This is a genomic window from Lysinibacillus sp. VIII_CA (genome assembly GCF_049943995.1).
GTDB lineage: Bacteria > Bacillota > Bacilli > Bacillales_A > Planococcaceae > Lysinibacillus > Lysinibacillus pinottii.
The window spans coordinates 76,844-93,350 of sequence record NZ_JBNFXM010000002.1 but is presented as its reverse complement, the minus strand read 5'-3'; the positions used below and the strand labels follow the sequence as shown (position 1 = coordinate 93,350).

Here is a 16,507-nt window from a genome sequence, read left to right as displayed (position 1 = left end):
GCATTATGCACGTACTTCTTCATTTGACTCTTTTGTTTCGTCTTTTTTCTCTTCTGCTTTGACTTCCTCGTTAGGAATAAAATCCTCTAGTGGTTCCTCGCCCTCAAAGGAAACCGTACCATCGTCAAAAACAGCAGGGGCCTTTGCCGTTTTTAAAGTTTTTACTTTCTCCACTAATTGTGTAGATTGTTCTTGAATTTGTTTAGAAAGTTGTACTGTTTTATCTTTTGCAGTTGTCGAGAAGTCTGCACTCTTATCTTTTAAATGAACAGCTTGTACAGCCACATCACTACGTAAATCTTTTCCTGATTTTGGAGCTAATAGTAGACCTGCTGCAGCACCTACAATTCCACCTACTAATGCGCCAATCACAAAATCTTTCATGTTTACACGCTCCTCTTCATAAATCGAGTCTTGCGGATGATAAAGCTGAGGCAATGAACTTTCAAGCTGTTTTTCCTTTACTTCATTAAAATTTGGCTTTTGTGTTGTCATGCAACAATTCCTCCCCATCATATTATCAATTTTGTCTGGACAGGTTGTCCATCTACTTTTTACAGAGGCATGTTCAATTTATGTCCAAGACTTTATTTTTATTCAGACAGTATCAAATACTTACTGAATAATTTTCACTATTTACGACCCCATTTTCTTTTTGGCTTTTCTACTTGTACCGTTTCAAAGCCATACACATCCTCAGATACAGATTCTTGCTCTATGATTTTGCGCTTTTTCCATTTATCAGCAATACCCATTGCAACATTGCTCCACTGTACTACTTGCGCAATTTTTTCTTCATTTTGTTCTACGCTTTTCGAAACAGAAGAAGTAATTTGCTGTACAGAATTATTTAAACCATTGACAGAATCACCAATACCTTTAACAGCTTGAACCACTGAATTTAACTGTTCAGATTTATGTTGAATATCCTCTGCTAAGCTATTTGTTTTGGTTAATAAAGAAGTCGTTTCACGTGTGACCCCTTCCATTTGTCCTTCAATACCTGATAATGTCCCAGATAAACTGCTTAAGATGGACTTGAGCGAGAATAATGTCATTCCTACACTCACACATAAAATTAAAAACCCGATTGCAGCGATAATGGCTGCAATATACAAAATCACTTCCATAAGTTGACCTCCTGCTAGTAAATTCTCTTTACTATTACTTTCCCTATCTTCGACAAAAAAAACGGAATTCCTGCTCAAATTTTAAAAAAACAGCTTAACCCCTACGGACTAAGCTGTTTCATCGTTTTTAAGCACGGCTTCAAAAGCATCTTGGAATTTATGAACATCTCCAGCACCCATAAATAAGAATACTGCACCTTGATGTTTTGTTAGTATATCAATTCCTTCAGTGGTAATCACTGCACTGCCCTCGATTAATGACGCCAAATCTTGAATAGAAAGTGCGCCTTGCGTTTCTCTTGCAGAGCCAAAAATATCACATAAATAGGCTGTATCTGCAAGGCTTAGACTATCTGCGAAATCTTGTAAAAAAGCTTGTGTACGTGTAAATGTATGTGGTTGGAATATAGCAACTAGCTCACGATCTGGGAACTTTTGTCGCGCTGATTGAATGGTAGCACGAATTTCCGTTGGATGATGGGCATAGTCATCTATTAATACATTATCCCCTATATCTGTTTCGGTAAAACGTCTTTTTACACCTTTATATGTGTGCAAACGATCTTGAATAATGTCAGGTGAAATTCCTTCATATTCACATAGAGTAATGACCGCTAATGTATTTAAAATCGCATGATCCCCAAATAATGGAATAAAGAAAGTGCTATAAAATTCATTGCGAACGAAAACATCAAATTTTGTACCTTCTGTCGTTTTTTCAACATTACGAGCTTCGAAATCATTCTCTGAACCAAATCCATAATAAACAACTGGTACTTTTGCTTGGATACGCTGAAGTTGTTCATCATCACCACATGCAATAATAGCTTTTTTTACTTGTAAAGCTAATGATTGAAAAGCAGAATAGACATCCTCTATATTTGCAAAGTAGTCTGGGTGATCAAAATCAATATTTGTCATTACCGCATAGTCAGGATTATATGCTAAGAAATGGCGTCGGTATTCACATGCCTCCATCACAAAGAAGTCAGCATTTGCATGACCAGCACCAGTACCATCACCGATTAAATAAGAAGTTGGTTTGTAACCACCTACCACATGTGCCATTAAACCTGTAGTTGAAGTTTTACCGTGGGCACCTGTTATGGCAATGGATATATAGTTACCGATATATTCTCCTAAAAATTTATGGTAACGAATAATCTCTACTCCGATTTCTCGTGCACGAATTAATTCTGGATGGTCATCAGGAAAAGCATTACCTGCAATTACAGTCATGCCTTCTTTAATATTATCTGCATTAAATGTAAAAATTGGAATATTTCGTTCACGTAACGGCTGCTCCGTGAAGAAATATTTATCGACATCTGAGCCCTGTACTTGTTCACCAGCATCAAATAAGATTTGTGCAAGTGGACTCATGCCAGAACCTTTAATGCCTGTGAAATGAAAAACTGTCATTAATTAAACCCCCCGGGAATTTCAATATCCCATCTATCATCTTAGGTGTATCGTATTATTTCAAGGTTGATTAGGTATTAATACCTTCACAAGTATTAAAAAATACGTACTATTCAACACATCTTGTCTATTATAGCACTTTTTATGCATAAGGATAGATGTGTAACTTTTCTAAAAAAACTAATTTCGACGTAAATTAGTTAATGTAGACGAAAACAAGGCAATTCTTATTCAAACATAGTAATTAAATCTTCTTCTGTAATGAAACTTTCACGCGGCTTACTACCTCTTGCCTCTGAGATAAAGCCATGTGATTCCAACATATCAATTAAACGAGCAGCACGATTATAGCCAATATGATATTTTCTTTGAATCAATGACGTAGAAGCTCCCCCCTGTTCAAAAACAAAACGACAAACATCTTCAAATAAATCATCCTGTTCTGCGGATACCTCTGTTTTCTTCAATAGTTCCTCTTGATCAAAAATATAATCAGGCTCTCCTTGTTCACGAACATGCTCGATAATTGCTTCAATTTCATCATCTGTAACAAATGTTCCCTGGAGACGTACTGGTGCAGACATACCGTTACCTAAATATAGCATATCGCCTCGTCCAAGTAACCTTTCTGCTCCCTGCCCATCCAAAATTGTACGAGAATCAATTTGTGAAGATACTGCAAAGGCAATACGTGTAGGAATATTGGATTTAATTAATCCTGTAATAACGTCTACAGATGGTCTTTGTGTTGCAACAATTAAATGAATTCCACATGCACGTGCCTTTTGAGCAATACGGCAAATTGCCTCCTCTACATCTGCTGGAGACATCATCATTAAATCGGCCAACTCGTCAATAACAATTAAAATATATGGCAATTTCAGGCTATGTTCATTATTTTTATCTGCAATTGCATTATAACGCGTAATATCCCTTGCACCTGCATGCGCAAACAGTTGATATCGACGTTCCATCTCCTCTACAGCCCATTTAAGTGCTGCTGTTGCAGCCTTCACATCTGTGATTACAGGGCTTACTAAGTGTGGGATATGGTTAAATGGCGCCAGTTCTACCATTTTAGGATCGATCAACATTAGTTTTAGTTCATGTGGTGCAGCTTTATATAATAAACTAACCAAAATAGAATTAATACAAACGGATTTACCCGAGCCTGTCGCACCAGCAATTAAACCGTGGGGCATTTTTCGTAAATCTAGTGTAACAGGCTTACCTGTTAGATCAAGACCTAAAGCTGCCTCTAACGGCGAATTTGATTCAAGGAAGGATGCGCTATTCGTCACTTCAGATAATCGTACAGCTCTTGATACTCGGTTTGGAATCTCAATACCAATCGAACTTTTCCCAGGGATCGGTGCTTGAATACGAATATCCTTTGCTGCTAAAGCAAGCTTTAAATCATCTGCTAAATTTCTAATCTTGCTTACTTTCGTACCGTGACTCACAGTAATTTCAAATTGAGTAACTGCAGGTCCCTGCATAATCGATTCAATTTGAGCAGAAACCTGGAAATAAGAAAGTGCTTCCACCAATGTATCACCCTGCTGCTCCATCCAATCTGTATCCTGTGTTTTTTCCTCTGGTGGCTCTAAATATTCGTCAGTAGGCTTTTGATAAACATGAACAGGTTTTGTTTTTTCCTCAACTGGTAGCTCCTGTTCTGCTTCTAAAACCTGTTGTTGGTTTTCCACAGGTTTAACTGGAGAATCCTCTACAATTTCAGGAAGAACTTCAGTAACTGAAATGACCTCTGCTTCTAGCTCTGTTGTTGCAGCAACTTCATCAGCATTAATTCTTTCAATTTCTATTGCATCATTCTCGGATACACTAGTCAAAGTTGTTACAGGAGCCATCGTAATAACCGCTACCGGACTTTCTGATTTAGTTTCTGTGTTAAAATCTCTGTTTTCTTCGTGTCGATGGCATTCAACATCTTCTTGACTACAAAAAGCAGATTGTGAATCACTTTCTTCCTCCAGCTGTGGTTCAACTAGCTGTATAGCATTTGAATCTATGCTCTCAGAAGGCGAGTGTTCCTCTTCTTTAGCTTCCGCCCCATCAATCAGCACATCTTCTACCGCTTCCGGATTACTTTCCACACGAATAGGTTGGACCACTTTCATTTGCTGTTGAATTCGCCATTTTTCTTTATCTGTTTTTAGCATTAGCACATTGAAAGGAATGCGACTTTTTTCTTCTTTTGGGATAGCATCTGATGATGATTGTTCATCAAGCTTCACCGGATGGTCCTCTTCATTACTCGGAGGCTGTACAACCGTTACCTCTCCAATATGAATGGTAGAATTTTCAATTTGGACTTGTTCCACAATCAATTCTTTAACATGAATCTCAGACTGATCTGCTGAAAGCTGTTGTATGGTTTGATCTTGCTTAGCAGCTTCCTTCACTTGATCTTCAAATGCCATGGCAAAAGGTGTGGTTTGTGGTACCACGATATCCGTGAGCGCACTGTCTGGTACATCCTTTTCTTCATCCAATACATCATCATCAAATGTAATAGGTTCAACAATCGGTTCATGGATTTCATGTTCGAATTCAACACGATGAGCTGTACTAGGCGGCTCTTTTTCTTCTAGTATATTTTCATTAGCCTCATTTGTTGTCGCTTCTTTTAATGGCTGATGAATTGTCAATAAATCAGAGGTCATCCTAGTTGTTTCTTGTGACTCATGTTCTTCTTTTCTTTTATCCAATAATTCATTAATAGGACTTGGTTTCGCAAACCCATAGACGGGTGAAGGTACGTCCGTTGGGATAAAGCGTTTACGATTTTCAAGAAAATCGCTATCTACTTTTTGAACTTTTTGTTCTTTCCACTCGAGTTTATCTTTTGGTACAGATGTAGTCTGAGGTATGATTGACTCTTCTCGATCTTGTGCATCTCGAAAAACTAAACTCGCTCTTGAACGATGTTCGTGTTGGACTGGTTGACTTTTCATTGTTGATTTTCTACCAGTGCGTTTTGAACGATTCGCTAACAAATCTCGAATCCCTGTAACATCTACATCGTAAACACTTGAATCAACGATATGTTGATTTAAATGCTTGGGTAAAGATAAATCCTCAATTTGCCCATAATAATCATCATTTTCTACCTGATCAAACATTTCTTTTTGGCGCGTTTGTGACACGACGCCTTCCTCATCATCGTCAATCAATGGGAAACGGAAAGTTTTTTGCTTAGTCATGGGTTGTTCTTGCTGCATATGTAGCTGTTCTGTTTGTTCCTCTTCGTAGTCCTCATAAAATTCTTCATACTCGTACTCATATTCATCTTTATTTAAAATTTTATTTATTTGTTTTTTAAACCAATTCACTTCATTTCACTCATTTCTCTTACACTTCATTTATAGCATTGTCTAATTTTCTTCAAATCAATAGCTCAATGTCTATATCAAAAGCATACCATAAAAACGATCGCGAAACTTGCATTTAGAGGCTCATTCTACACAAAAAAATCGTTATGTTACTAGCATATTAGTAACATAACGATTTAGGGATTTTCACCTTGACCCATTGGATAATATCATGATAAAAAACTAAACTTTTAATAACTTTATTATCAAAAGATGTATTTATTATTTACCTGATGATTCAAATGCACTACCAACGATAGCATCCTCAGGCAAAACTAAGATTCCTTTTTCAGAAGGAGCATTCGGAATTGCTAGCTCACGTGCTGAACAAAGCATGCCAAATGAATCCACGCCTCTTAAATTCCCTTCTTTTATAAGCATTCCTGAAGGCATGACCGCACCAATTTTTGCAACAACCACCTTTTGTCCCGCCTCTACATTTGGTGCGCCACAAACAATTTGTAAAGTTTCATCTCCAACGTTTACAGAACAGATACTTAATTTATCAGCATTTGGATGCTTTTCTTTCGTTTCTACAAAACCTATGACAAACTTCGGAGAAAAGTCAACATCTAGGCTAATGCTAGCACCGTTCTTTTCGATTGCTGCAGCTAATTGTTCAACTAACACTGGTGTTACCTCAACTAATCCTTTTGCATCTGTTTGTATATATTGGCTCGCGTTAAATAAATTAAATGCTTTAATTTCACCAGTTTGAGCTTCTTTTAATATAGCAATATCCCCAGCACGTTCTACTGCTGTGTTCACGATAGACTCCGTTGCTAGTTGAACTAGTAATACATCTCCTACATGCTCTTTGTTGTAAAATACATTCATTGTTTTTCTTGCTCCTTTTTCACTCTGTTTTTTGCTAAGATAAAGATCGGTTCTAATTCCCCATCTTCATAAATAAAAGATAACGACGTGATCGGTACTGTACCGACTGCAAAGAAATGCATAGTCATCTGCGCTAATACATCATACCCTGTTTCATTCCGAATATCACCTATAATCAGCACATCTTGATGAGGCACAGACAATGTCATATCCCCCTCTATCTGAGTCCGCATATCTTTTAGAAAGCTCTCATTTAAAATTCGACTGGCATCATAGCCATCATTCATATTAACAAAATAAAAGATATTATCGGCGACCTCATCCTTTTTATAGGAAGTTGGTAATTGTTTTACTGAAAAACGTGCCATTTCACGAATTTGCTCTACACTTAATTGTAAAGCTTCTAGCATAGATTCATCGATAAAACGATAGGTTTTGCCTAAATCAAGCGCATAAAAGATGCGTGTTTCCGCTGTATGATCTGTTGTAATAAATGCATGGCCCTCTTTCGATGCTTGAGGATATGATGTGGCACGTATAACAGGATAAATTTGTGTAGTCATTTGAAAACCCTGTTCTTTTTCTTGTTCCATCGCATTAAAAGTTTGTGTAATCGTATACACAACTTCATCAATAGCTGCCTCTTGTTTATCATTGTATTTTGCTAAAATCCCAGGTAGTGAAAGCTCCATACCTTTTTCAATCGTTTTATGATTCAATCTTAATTTTTCGTGCTTTTTATCGAAATGAAAATCGTATTTCTCTGCGTTTAATCGTTTTTTTAAAAGCTCTACAAGTTGCTCTGATTTCAATTGCTTCATTCTTTCTCACATCCTGTCTTCAAAATGAAACGGTTCACATGTTTGTGAACCGTTTTGTTCAATCTTGTTTATTTACTTTATCTTAACCGAATGAACTATTTTCGTCATCTCTCGTAAATTATCTTCTATATGCTTTGCCTGAGAAATCGTGGTCATTTTCACGCCACCACTACTCACAATGAGCTCCATTTCATTCTCATCATCTGTTTTTAGTACCGCTGTAAAGCCAAAACGACCATCCTTATCATAAGTGGTTTCCTGAATGATTTTATTAGCTTCATTTTCTTTTAAAAGTTGATAATAAAGTTTACTATTTGGTGCCTCTCTATCGTTAATGAAAAGGATATAGCTTTCTTTTCCTTTTGAAATAACAATATTGTAAGCATCTGAACTATCTTCAACTTTAAAATTTGAAGGTAGGTAAAAATTAATATCTCCAATTTCCTCGGTATGTTCTTCAGGCTCTTCTGCAAAAACCGTTTCTGTGAATTGAAGCCCGTTGGCAATTTGCTCATCGATCGATTGATTGCAGCCAGAAAGCATCAGAAGTAACAGCGTCAGGCCAATAGCTTTTAGCCATTTATATGACATGTCTCTCTTCCTTTCTCTTTCACTACTAACTTTTTTCTATTTTAAAAAAATTATTAGGAAGATGCAACCTCTCCGCATACGCACCACTAATTCCATTTAACTATTTTTCGGGAAATGTGAACAAATATTGACCAACCAATAGTGATACAATATGCTCAAACATCATTTGTCGACTGACTAAACCTTGAGTGAAAATCCCTACTGCTCCAGCCCCCTGTCGAATATCTCTGCGCTGTGTATATTGCTCCATGAGTGGGCCAAGCTCTCCACCAGCTCTAATTTCCTGGGCAATTTCTTTTGGTAAAATAATTTGTGCACCTGCCGCTGTAAACGTTGTCCCATCAGAGACTGTTAATGCACCCCAATTACATACATACATCTCGCCTTCGATTTCAGTGACACCGCCTTCCAAGCCAAAGGATAATGATGCATCTGTTTTTAGCATGGCATTTTTGGCGCGGTTGATGGCACCTAATCTCGTTTCCTCATTCGACATAGGTTGATCTGACACTTCTGAAGCAGCTTTCACATATGTAAAGATTGTATCCACAAAATAATTTTGAGCAATAGCTTCAACTGCTTCAGTTTTCGCTTTATTAGTTGTTCCAATTGCTATTTTCATCAAACCCCTACTTTCTTTCCATAGAAAAAGATGCCTTTTACAGGCATCTTTCCAACTACTTATACATTAGCGCGAATAGACTCTAAAGTCGAACGATCTGCTTTTTTCACTAATTCAACAATTAATGCTTTAGCAGCTGCATAATCATCAATGTGAATGATAGACGCAGATGTGTGAATATAACGTGAGCAAACACCAATTACTGCACTTGGTACACCATCGTTCGCTGTATGTACTCGCCCAGCGTCAGTTCCACCCTGTGATACAAAGTATTGGTATGGAATATGGTTGGACTCGGCCGTATCTAAAATAAACTCTCTCATTCCACGATGTGTCACCATTGTACGGTCTAGAATACGAAGTAATGTTCCTTTACCAAGCTGTCCAAATTGATCTTTTTTACCTGAAGTATCATTTGCAGGTGATGCATCTAATGCAAAGAATAAATCTGGTTTAATCATGTTTGCTGACACTTGAGCACCACGTAAACCAACCTCTTCCATTACATTTGCGCCTGAATATAAATGAGATCCGAGCTTATCATTTTTGACTTCTTTCATTAATTCAATTGCTAAACCACAGCCATAACGGTTATCCCAAGCTTTGGCCATAATTTTTTTCGGATTGGCCATAGGTGTAAATGGACAAACAGGAATAATGGATTGTCCTGGACGAACCCCCATTGCTACCGCATCTTCCTTGTTGTCAGCGCCAATATCGATTAACATATTTTTTATATCCATGGGCTTAGAGCGCTCTGCATCCGTTAATAAATGCGGTGGAATAGATGCAATCACACCAGGGATAGCTCCATTTTTCGTATAGACTTCTACACGTTGTGCAAGCATAACCTGGCTCCACCAGCCACCTAACGTCTGGAAGCGGATCATGCCGTTATCAGTAATAGAAGTAACCATAAATGCTACTTCATCCATATGACCTGCAACTAAAATTTTTGGAGCATCCGCAACTTCACTATGCTTTACCCCAAAAATCCCCCCTAAATTGTCTTGAACGATTTCATCTGAATACTTTTCCAACTCAGATCGCATGAACGCGCGAACAGCGTGCTCATTACCAGGAGCACCTGGTAACTCTGTTAATGTTTTAAATAATTGCAATGTTTCCTCATTCATGTTGACTCTCTCCCCACGAAGTAGAATATTCTTCCTCGCCTATTGTAACATATTTATTTCCGAATTCGAAATATTGATACATTTCCTAAAACTGTTATCGTGTGAACGTGCATTCACTCTATAGGCTATGCTAAAATATAGGTACAGAAAAAGGAGGAAGATGTATGAAATTACGTGATTTTTTAATTGGTGTTGCAACTGGCTTAGCTGCCGCAGTCATTATTAAAGAAGCTAGTGAAAAAGTTTCTCCGTTCGTACCTGCAGGACAAGTACTTGAAAACATAAAAAAAGAATTTAAAAAGGATGCACCGATTGATGGTTCCTGGATTTTTATGAAAACAGAAGATTATACAAATGGTATCATTACTATTCCTGTCTATCGTGGAGGAATCTCACGTATGCATGAAGGTGACATGCAAACATTTGAATTTGCCGCTGATGCACGCTCAGGCGTTGTAGTTGAATTAACAGAGGTTTAGCGCTAAAAAAGAAGCAAAAGAAGCCATCTCCTTTTTAATTGAGATGGCTTCTCTTTATTATTCTGATAAACCTTTATTATTAAAGTATTTTTTATATTTACGATAGTAATTTAAGTTATTGAGTGTTAGCTTCACCCAACGCTTTGTATTCATATCTTCATTATAGTAAAGGGAGTTTGTGTATTTACCCTCGCTAATTAATTTTTTTGCCTCTAATTTAAGCTTTTCGTTCGATGCATATTTGAACAATACACCTTTTGGAATAATCATCCATAGATGTTTATCCTCTACATAAGTAACTTCTTGCTTAATGTTTAACATATGATCATCAGCAACATACTTCATTAAGTTATGGCCACTTGCCGTTACATAATAGCTGGAACGTCCATTACGTAAATTAATTTCAAACAGCTTGTACTGTTTATCACGAATATCGTATTTCATATCGAAATTGGCAAAGCCTGTATAGCCGATGTCCTCTAAGAAGAAACGTACTTGGTCCATTAATTCTTTATCGTATGTTGTTACGATAGCTGCATAACTGCCGATTCCTTCAGGTGAATGCTCTTCTAGAATAGGATTTCCTAGACACATTAGCTTCACTTTCCCGTCTTTGCCCACATAAGCATTAAGCACACGCATATAAGAATCATCACCAGGGATAAATTCTTGAATAATCATTGTATCTTGATAGCTTGAGCTATAAATCGCTTTTAAAATAGCTGTTTTTTCTGCCTCGTCATGCGCAACAAAAACTTTTTTCTTCCCTGGGAATTTACATGCCCAATATTCCACCGAATTTGACGCCTTTAAAATAATTGGATACTCGAATGGAGGTGTAAAATTTTCATAATTATCTGCTGTTACAGTCGTTGTCCCTGGATATTTAAAATCGTATTTATCACACATCTTGTAGAAATTCTCTTTAAGTAAAATTTCATCCATTAAAGATTCATCGATGTAAGGCACTGTGAAATGCTCCTGCAGCGCTGGCTTATTTTTAATAATAAGCTTAGCATAATCGTCACCACACGCTAATAGCAATAGCTTTTGATCAGCATATTGTTTTGCAACTTGTGCAAGCGCAGGTGCAAAGACATCCTGCTCATTTAAACGGTCGATTTCTTGAAACTCCAGGATATGGCTATCTTGTGTTGCTGTTAAATGAGAACGTCCTAAGACAAGTGGTTTAATTCCATATGCTTCATAAAATGCACGGGCCATCCCATATGCATTCATATCTGACCCTAGTAAAACTGGTAAAAATGGTTGTTCAGCTGCCATGTTTATTTCAACTCTCTTTTATATTTTAGTTTCGTGTTTAGTGTATCATATTTTCCATCATCTTCACGAACAAAAAAGCGAGGTATCGACATTTTCATGTCAACTACCTCGTCATTGTTAGAATGTAATAACAGCTTGTCTACTACGTTCGAGCTTAGCCTTGATTTCTTTCCCCGTTTCATCCCATTTAATCATACGATAATAGGCATCATGGTAGAAAATAAAGCCATAGTTATTGGCAAGAGCTTCTTTCATAAGACGTTCTTTCGCAAAAACACTAGTCATTGGATAGTCATCATAAGCTAAAACCCATAATGGATTTTGATGAGCATGTGTAGGCATAATGTCTGCCATATGCAAAAGTACTTCACCTTGTTGAGTAAGTTTGATTACAGCATGACCTTCACTATGACCACCTGTATGAATCATTTCAATTCCTGGAGCTACTTCCAACGTACCTTCATAGGTTTCAACTAAGTGCTGTACAGGCTCCCAATTTTCTTTCCAGTACGTATTTTTGGAGCGAATATTTGGGTTACGCATCTCGTCCCATTCAATTTTTGTTACGAAAATTTTAGCGTTTGGGAAAGTAGGCACAAGCACATCATCTTGCCACTGAGTTAAACCACCAGCATGATCAAAATGTAAATGTGTCATTAGCACCGCATGGATATCTGCTGTCGTTAAACCAAGCTCTTGTAAACTATCCGCTAACGAAGATTCTTCTGTTACACCAAAGTTTCTTAGCTGTTTTTCATTTAATTTGTTAAAGCCAACACCCGTATCAATAAGATAGTTTCTGCCCTCATATTGAACAAGAATTGGTTCCGTTGGTAATTCAATTTGATTTTTTTCGTTGACTGGATATTTGCGCGACCAAAGTGGTTTTGGGACAACTCCAAACATCGCACCACCATCTAGACACGTAACACCCCCGTTAAGCCATGATAATGACATATTGTGAAACTGTAACTGATCCATCCATATTCCCCCTACAATTTAGTGATAAATTGCGACTCTAAGCGGTAAATCGGCTGTCCTTTCGCAGAGAATTTCTGCTCATATTCAGTCATCACATTATCCTCTGGCATGTTTGCATGTAGGTCGAGTGATACATACTTTAATAACATACCATATTCAGATATACTGATTAACGAAAATTCAAACAAACCACGGTTATCCGTTTTAAAATGGATTTCCCCATTATCCACCAAAATCGACTCATATAATTTCAAAAAATCCCCATGCGTCAAACGTCTTTTGGCATGACGTGTTTTTGGCCAAGGATCTGAGAAATTCAAATACACACGTGCTACATCATTTTTATTAAAGAATTTATTTAAATCCGCGCCATTTACTTTAAGTAAACGTAAATTCGCTGGAGATTTTGCTTCTAGAACTTTCTCTAATGCACAAACGATTACACTATCATAAAGTTCGATCCCAATATAATTAATATCTGGATTTTGCAAAGCCATTCCCGTAACAAACTGTCCCTTCCCAGTACCAACTTCAATATGAATGGGGTTGTTATTTCCGAAAACAACCTGCCAATTTCCTTTAAAGTCTTCAGGATTCGGAACGATTACCTCTGGATGATTTGTAATCATTTCCTCTGCCCAAGGCTTATTTCTTAATCTCACTGTTGTTCCTCATTTCTTTCTTATAAAATTATTGATTTTTTATAGTATAACGTATTCCTCTTACATTCGCATAAAATTATTGCGCAATGATATTATTTAAGAACTCTTTGTCGTAATATTCCATGCCTTCTGTTGCACTGTACAGTGGATGGTAGTACCCTGATGGACACGTCCGCTATAATTACCATCCATATGACAATCAACCTTGTGATCATCATTCACGATAATATCGAAATGTTGTCCTTGTAAAAATGTGATTTCTTTAAACTTCGTATGCCTTTCAAAAAAAACAGTAACAAAAATAAGTAATAATTTTAGACGAGAAATATCATGGACAATTGTAATGTCCATTCGGCCATCATCTGCTTTTGCGGCTGGTGATATTTTCATACCTCCGCCGAAATAAGGCTGATTGCACATGGCGACAAACCATGCTCGTTGGAATTGCCACTCTTGATGATCAGAACGTATGGTGACGTTAAAACATTTAAAGCTAAATAAGCCTCTAATGACAGCAACAGCATACGATAGCTTACCCAATCCTAATTTATTGAGGTAAAATTTAAGGCGTGATGTATTAATCGATTTTGTGACATATGCATCAAAACCAATGCCAGCATTATTGACAAAGAATTCATCCCAGCTATCGCTGAGCTGAATGTTCCCTGCATCTATTTGTGTATATGCCATGGTAGAAGCCATTACATAGTCCTCGATTTGCTGAGCATTGTAAAATGTAGGAAACGAGCGAGCAAAATCATTACCAGAGCCAGCACGAACCACACCCAGTACTAACAATTCATTATGTACAACAGCACTAAACACCTCATGGATGGTACCATCTCCACCAACAACTATAAGTAACTTTGGATTCAGCTGTTGTAATACCCATTGTTTGGCAATCTCTCGTCCATGTCCTTCATATTCCGTAAAAGTCACTTGATAGTCTATCGTTAGGTGCTTTTGAAGTTGAGTCCAAACTTTCTTCCCTTTTCCGTTCCCGGCAGCTTCATTGACAATAAATAGAATCTGCATACTTAGTCCTCTGTTGTTTGTGATGCTTGCTGCCAAATATCTCGATTAAACGAAGTGGTTTGTACAGTATTTAAAATTGTTTGAGCCGCACGTATTTGCATATGCTTCATTGGAGAAGAAACCTTTCGCAAATGCTCCATCCATTCTCCGTAATTACGGCGATCAACAAAACGAACCCCATACGGTGAACCCGGATAATCAAAATAACCATTCCGCGTTAGTACAACTTTACGAATGGGCATATCTATGTTTTCTTCTTTAAATAATTGAGATAGTACCGACTCCATACGTGCTAAGTTTATCGTTGGATTCAAAACTTTTAAGTCCTTTGTTCCTACTTTTTTCATCCAAAAGCGATCACTGCCACCAACATATACAGCTTGATTTTCTGCTTCTAAAACGGTAATACAAATACACTCCGTCGGAGACATTAATACGACATCAAGCTCAATCGGTGCTTTTCTGATTTGTAGGATAGGATAATAAAACAACAAAAAATTATCTGGTAATGTTTGTAACAAAGTACGTAGTAACGAATCACGCATGAAGCGAGGATCTACATATGATTTTTCACGTAATGTTGAGCTAGCCCATTTCATTTGGAAATGGAAGAATTGATCAATAAACATACGCTTCAGTTCATGGATGGATTGTGGAGCATACACAATCTTAGGTTCAAATGTTAGTGTTGTTTCTTCTTCTGGAATAGTATCCTCACTACTTATGAGTTCGTTTGATATTTCTATATCTTCAACATCTTCTGTTTCTTTTTGTCGTCCAGTAAATATTTTTTTTATGAAGGAAAATCGCTCTTTTTCCTCTAAAGTATCCGCTTCTGTCTCATTATCAATATGTTGCCATTCGCTTATATCTTCGCCCAATTCCCATTGACGCTTAATACGGTCCCATTGGCTTTTCTTCAAGCGTACAAATTGTGTAGGATATCTTGCTAAGTCAATTTGATAGCGAGAAATATAATCTTGTATTTTTACTAATTGTGCCATGTAAAGGTCACTCCATTCTTACTTACCATCTCTTTAGTTCTCTTTTTTCTCGATCCCTTTTGTAAAAAAGAGTCTATGCATTCTTATGTATTCATTACATCGACATTTGCTCTACAAATTTCAATCTGTAAGATTATTCTACTATCCTTTTTATTTTACATGACGAGACCCAACATTACACCCATAAATAAAGAGAACTATCCATACAGATAGTTCTCTACAAGGTTCTTTTATTTGGTATTCATTGAAAGTGGTAATTTCGCTTCAAATGATTGCTGTAATTGACGAGTCCATTCACCGGGAACTCCAGCCCCAATTTGGTTGCCGTCCACATCAATGACTGGCGTAACCTCAGAAGATACAGACGACACAATGATTTCATCCATTGTTAGTAAATCAGCTTTCGTCATTGGCTCTTCGATTACTGGTAAATTAATTTCTTCCGCACATTTTAAAATGACTTGACGTGTAATACCATTTAAGATGAAATTATTAGCTGGATGTGTATAAAGTTTTCCATCTTTAATTCCGTAAACATTAGCTGAAGAGCATTCTGTCACGATATCTCCGCGATGTAAGATCGCTTCATAACAACCTTTCTCCGCAGCTTCTTGTTTTGCTAATACTGCACCAAGCAAGTTTAAAGATTTAATGTCACAACGCAACCAACGAATATCCTCAACAAAAGTGGCTTTAACACCTTTTTCAAAGTTTTCATATGCACGTTCACCCGCTTTTACATTTCCAGTTAATACAGCAGGAATACTTGCATCCGGGAAAACGTGATTACGTGAATTAGCCCCACGAGTGATTTGAAAATAAACATGTCCTGTTTCTAGATTATTCTTTTCAATTAGCTCATGTAGTAACTTGTGTAAAACATCTTTTGTATAAGGGATAACAAGGCGAATTTTTTCGGCGCTCGCATAGAAACGATCAATGTGCTCTTGTGCTGTAAACATATTTCCGTTATAAACTTTAATTACTTCATAAATACCGTCACCAAACTGATAACCTCTGTCTTCTGGTGAGATTGCAATAGATCCTTCTTCAACAATTTGATCATTCCATAATGAATATGCCATTTTCCGTTCATCCTTTTCGTCTT

The 16,507-nt window shown here is 37.1% G+C and carries 16 protein-coding genes; 1 reads left to right on the top strand and 15 read right to left on the bottom strand.

The window, feature by feature from the left end; translation table 11 throughout:
- Positions 1 to 3: 3 nt before the first annotated feature.
- From ACP3VS_RS03745 to ACP3VS_RS03705, 9 genes are all read right to left on the bottom strand, one after another.
- Complete coding sequence (locus tag ACP3VS_RS03745) at positions 4 to 495, bottom strand: YtxH domain-containing protein (RefSeq protein ID WP_012295694.1); 492 nt, start codon at positions 493 to 495, stop codon at positions 4 to 6.
- Positions 496 to 632: 137 nt separating this feature from the next.
- Positions 633 to 1,130 (bottom strand): DUF948 domain-containing protein, encoded by a 498-nt coding sequence (locus tag ACP3VS_RS03740; protein ID WP_031418589.1) that lies wholly within the window; start codon positions 1,128 to 1,130, stop codon positions 633 to 635.
- Between the two features lie 108 nt (positions 1,131 to 1,238).
- Positions 1,239 to 2,552, bottom strand: coding sequence for a UDP-N-acetylmuramate--L-alanine ligase (gene murC / locus ACP3VS_RS03735; RefSeq protein ID WP_012295696.1), 1,314 nt, complete (start codon positions 2,550 to 2,552; stop codon positions 1,239 to 1,241).
- 227 nt (positions 2,553 to 2,779) lie between these two features.
- Positions 2,780 to 5,908 carry a DNA translocase FtsK gene (locus ACP3VS_RS03730; protein WP_036162318.1) on the bottom strand — a complete coding sequence of 1,043 codons (3,129 nt, stop codon included), beginning with the start codon at positions 5,906 to 5,908 and terminating at the stop codon, positions 2,780 to 2,782.
- Between the two features lie 261 nt (positions 5,909 to 6,169).
- The gene (gene ytpR, locus ACP3VS_RS03725; protein ID WP_012295698.1) at positions 6,170 to 6,784 is read right to left on the bottom strand and encodes a YtpR family tRNA-binding protein; all 615 of its coding nucleotides are present in this window, start codon (positions 6,782 to 6,784) and stop codon (positions 6,170 to 6,172) included.
- On the bottom strand, positions 6,781 to 7,605 hold the full coding sequence (locus ACP3VS_RS03720) for a DUF1444 domain-containing protein (RefSeq protein WP_012295699.1): 825 nt from the start codon (positions 7,603 to 7,605) through the stop codon (positions 6,781 to 6,783). Before ACP3VS_RS03720 ends, ytpR begins: the two co-directional genes overlap by 4 nt.
- A gap of 72 nt (positions 7,606 to 7,677) precedes the next feature.
- Complete coding sequence (locus tag ACP3VS_RS03715; RefSeq protein ID WP_036162320.1) at positions 7,678 to 8,196, bottom strand: hypothetical protein; 519 nt, start codon at positions 8,194 to 8,196, stop codon at positions 7,678 to 7,680.
- A gap of 100 nt (positions 8,197 to 8,296) precedes the next feature.
- Positions 8,297 to 8,818, bottom strand: coding sequence for a DUF84 family protein (locus ACP3VS_RS03710; RefSeq protein ID WP_012295702.1), 522 nt, complete (start codon positions 8,816 to 8,818; stop codon positions 8,297 to 8,299).
- Positions 8,819 to 8,877: 59 nt separating this feature from the next.
- Positions 8,878 to 9,954: a M42 family metallopeptidase gene (locus tag ACP3VS_RS03705; protein ID WP_012295703.1), complete on the bottom strand. Its 1,077-nt coding sequence runs from the start codon at positions 9,952 to 9,954 to the stop codon at positions 8,878 to 8,880.
- A 164-nt stretch (positions 9,955 to 10,118) separates the two neighbouring features.
- Between ACP3VS_RS03705 and ACP3VS_RS03700 the strand changes: the two genes are divergently transcribed.
- Positions 10,119 to 10,433: a hypothetical protein gene (locus ACP3VS_RS03700; protein ID WP_008176726.1), complete on the top strand. Its 315-nt coding sequence runs from the start codon at positions 10,119 to 10,121 to the stop codon at positions 10,431 to 10,433.
- Between the two features lie 57 nt (positions 10,434 to 10,490).
- On the opposite strand, the gene ACP3VS_RS03695 is transcribed toward ACP3VS_RS03700, so the two are convergent.
- From ACP3VS_RS03695 to dat, 6 genes are all read right to left on the bottom strand, one after another.
- A complete protein-coding gene (locus ACP3VS_RS03695; protein WP_012295704.1) occupies positions 10,491 to 11,717 on the bottom strand; it encodes a hypothetical protein in 1,227 nt (408 codons plus the stop codon).
- Between the two features lie 117 nt (positions 11,718 to 11,834).
- Positions 11,835 to 12,698, bottom strand: a complete 864-nt coding sequence (locus ACP3VS_RS03690; protein WP_031418585.1) for a YtnP family quorum-quenching lactonase — start codon at positions 12,696 to 12,698, stop codon at positions 11,835 to 11,837.
- Positions 12,699 to 12,709: 11 nt separating this feature from the next.
- A complete protein-coding gene (gene trmB, locus ACP3VS_RS03685) occupies positions 12,710 to 13,360 on the bottom strand; it encodes a tRNA (guanosine(46)-N7)-methyltransferase TrmB (protein ID WP_012295706.1) in 651 nt (216 codons plus the stop codon).
- Between the two features lie 96 nt (positions 13,361 to 13,456).
- The gene (locus tag ACP3VS_RS03680) at positions 13,457 to 14,395 is read right to left on the bottom strand and encodes a diacylglycerol/lipid kinase family protein (RefSeq protein ID WP_012295707.1); all 939 of its coding nucleotides are present in this window, start codon (positions 14,393 to 14,395) and stop codon (positions 13,457 to 13,459) included.
- A gap of 2 nt (positions 14,396 to 14,397) precedes the next feature.
- Positions 14,398 to 15,399 carry a nuclease-related domain-containing protein gene (locus ACP3VS_RS03675; protein WP_012295708.1) on the bottom strand — a complete coding sequence of 334 codons (1,002 nt, stop codon included), beginning with the start codon at positions 15,397 to 15,399 and terminating at the stop codon, positions 14,398 to 14,400.
- A gap of 230 nt (positions 15,400 to 15,629) precedes the next feature.
- Positions 15,630 to 16,484, bottom strand: coding sequence for a D-amino-acid transaminase (gene dat / locus ACP3VS_RS03670; protein ID WP_012295709.1), 855 nt, complete (start codon positions 16,482 to 16,484; stop codon positions 15,630 to 15,632).
- Positions 16,485 to 16,507 lie beyond the last annotated feature (23 nt).

Coding starts and splice junctions, on each gene's coding strand:
- murC (WP_012295696.1), bottom strand. CDS start 2,552: ATGACAGTTTTTCATTTCACAGGCATTAAAGGTTCTGGCATGAGTCCA.
- ytpR (WP_012295698.1), bottom strand. CDS start 6,784: ATGAATGTATTTTACAACAAAGAGCATGTAGGAGATGTATTACTAGTT.
- ACP3VS_RS03680 (WP_012295707.1), bottom strand. CDS start 14,395: ATGCAGATTCTATTTATTGTCAATGAAGCTGCCGGGAACGGAAAAGGG.
- ACP3VS_RS03705 (WP_012295703.1), bottom strand. CDS start 9,954: ATGAATGAGGAAACATTGCAATTATTTAAAACATTAACAGAGTTACCA.
- ACP3VS_RS03700 (WP_008176726.1), top strand. CDS start 10,119: ATGAAATTACGTGATTTTTTAATTGGTGTTGCAACTGGCTTAGCTGCC.
- ACP3VS_RS03695 (WP_012295704.1), bottom strand. CDS start 11,717: ATGGCAGCTGAACAACCATTTTTACCAGTTTTACTAGGGTCAGATATG.
- ACP3VS_RS03740 (WP_031418589.1), bottom strand. CDS start 1,130: ATGGAAGTGATTTTGTATATTGCAGCCATTATCGCTGCAATCGGGTTT.
- ACP3VS_RS03715 (WP_036162320.1), bottom strand. CDS start 8,196: ATGTCATATAAATGGCTAAAAGCTATTGGCCTGACGCTGTTACTTCTG.
- ACP3VS_RS03675 (WP_012295708.1), bottom strand. CDS start 15,399: ATGGCACAATTAGTAAAAATACAAGATTATATTTCTCGCTATCAAATT.
- ACP3VS_RS03720 (WP_012295699.1), bottom strand. CDS start 7,605: ATGAAGCAATTGAAATCAGAGCAACTTGTAGAGCTTTTAAAAAAACGA.
- ACP3VS_RS03745 (WP_012295694.1), bottom strand. CDS start 495: ATGACAACACAAAAGCCAAATTTTAATGAAGTAAAGGAAAAACAGCTT.
- ACP3VS_RS03710 (WP_012295702.1), bottom strand. CDS start 8,818: ATGAAAATAGCAATTGGAACAACTAATAAAGCGAAAACTGAAGCAGTT.
- ACP3VS_RS03690 (WP_031418585.1), bottom strand. CDS start 12,698: ATGGATCAGTTACAGTTTCACAATATGTCATTATCATGGCTTAACGGG.
- dat (WP_012295709.1), bottom strand. CDS start 16,484: ATGGCATATTCATTATGGAATGATCAAATTGTTGAAGAAGGATCTATT.